This is a genomic window from Streptomyces sp. bgisy130, assembly GCF_057708345.1.
This window is the reverse complement of sequence record NZ_JBYISA010000108.1, coordinates 1-1,293: the sequence shown is the minus strand read 5'-3', so window position 1 is coordinate 1,293 and position 1,293 is coordinate 1. Positions and strand designations below refer to the sequence as shown.

The following is a 1,293-nucleotide window of genomic DNA, read 5'->3' as shown; positions in this document are numbered from 1 at the left end:
ATCTGTTGCTACAAGCGATACGTCCGCCTCACCACATAGGACACGGTCTAAGGGCTGCCCTGTGATCGTCTGGCAGGTGCCTGGCATGATCGACGTGTGACCAGTGAATCTGCGCAGTCAGGCCGCTCGAGGTACGTGCTGTTCGATGTCGACGGCACGTTGATGGACGCGGTGAGCAACCAGCGCCAGGTGTGGCGAGCGTGGGCGAAGCGATACGGGCTGGATGCGGACGAGGTGTACCAAGTGGCCCTGCGGATGCGGCCGATGGAGGCGTTCGCTGCGGTCTCGGGGAACCTCGATCCGCATGAATGCCTGGCCGCGCTGCACGAGTTGGAGGACGAGGACGTGCGGTCCGGCGTCTATGCAGCCTTCGACGGCGCGTCGGAGCTGCTGCGTAGTCTGCCGACGGAGTCCTGGGCACTGGTGACCTCGAACTACGAACACCGGGTGCGCGGCCGTTTCTTGAGGACCGGCCTGCCGGTGCCGGGCGTGATCGTGGACGCGGCCACTGTTGAGGAGGGCAAGCCCTCTCCCGTTCCGTATCTGCGGGCCGCTGCACAGCTGGGTGCCGAGCCGGAAGACTGCCTGGTCATTGAGGACGCACCGTCCGGAGTGCAGTCCGGACTGCGGGCTGGGATGACGGTCTGGGGCGTGAACGCCGCGGTCGCGGTGGAGGGCGTACACCGCCACTTCGACAGCCTGCGTGAGGCGGTCCCGCACATCCTGGCCTTCGCGACCGGACCGCACGGGTATGCCACAGCCTGAGCCCGTCCGCCGGCATCGGGCATCACTGGGACGATCTTCGTGTGGCTGGTGTGATCACGGCGTCCGAGCCATCCTGGACCGCCCCCTTCGCCGGGCTGAACCCGCGCTGAGTCGACAAAGATCACCGCGCTACGGCGTGACGGCGCGCACGAGATGCGGCGGGGACGGCCGTGGAGTCTGCCGCTGGAGGACCGGGTGTGGAAAACGGCATAGGTCCCGACGCCTGGGACCGCTATAGTCCTGGCGTGGCCGTCGTTGCGATCGTTCGCCGATTTACCGGCCCCCTGGCCCCCGAAGGGTGCCGCAGGGTCGGACTTCGCCACGTCTCCAGAGCTGAGTCGGCTGACCCTATCTAGGCGCTGTTTCTCGGATCATGTTCGGAGCCAGATCATGAGGGTCGCGACAGTGACGGTTCCGAGGTAGACGTAGGCGCGTTTCTCGTAGCGGGTGGCGACAGCCCGGAAGCTCTTGAGGCGGTTGATGGCTCGCTCGACGGTGTTGCGTTTCTTGTAGCGTTCGCTGTCGAAG

At 66.0% G+C, this 1,293-nt stretch carries 1 protein-coding gene and 2 pseudogenes; 2 read left to right on the top strand and 1 reads right to left on the bottom strand.

Annotated features, from left to right (window positions below; genetic code table 11):
* Positions 1–96 precede the first annotated feature (96 nt).
* Positions 97–765 carry an HAD family hydrolase gene (locus AC3EUV_RS38335; RefSeq protein WP_435604894.1) on the top strand — a complete coding sequence of 223 codons (669 nt, stop codon included), beginning with the start codon at positions 97–99 and terminating at the stop codon, positions 763–765.
* A gap of 41 nt (positions 766–806) precedes the next feature.
* A pseudogene (locus AC3EUV_RS38330) lies at positions 807–972 on the top strand (IS5/IS1182 family transposase); the annotation flags it as partial.
* 164 nt (positions 973–1,136) lie between these two features.
* Here the strand turns inward: AC3EUV_RS38330 and AC3EUV_RS38325 are convergent.
* Positions 1,137–1,293: pseudogene (locus AC3EUV_RS38325) on the bottom strand (IS5/IS1182 family transposase); the annotation flags it as partial.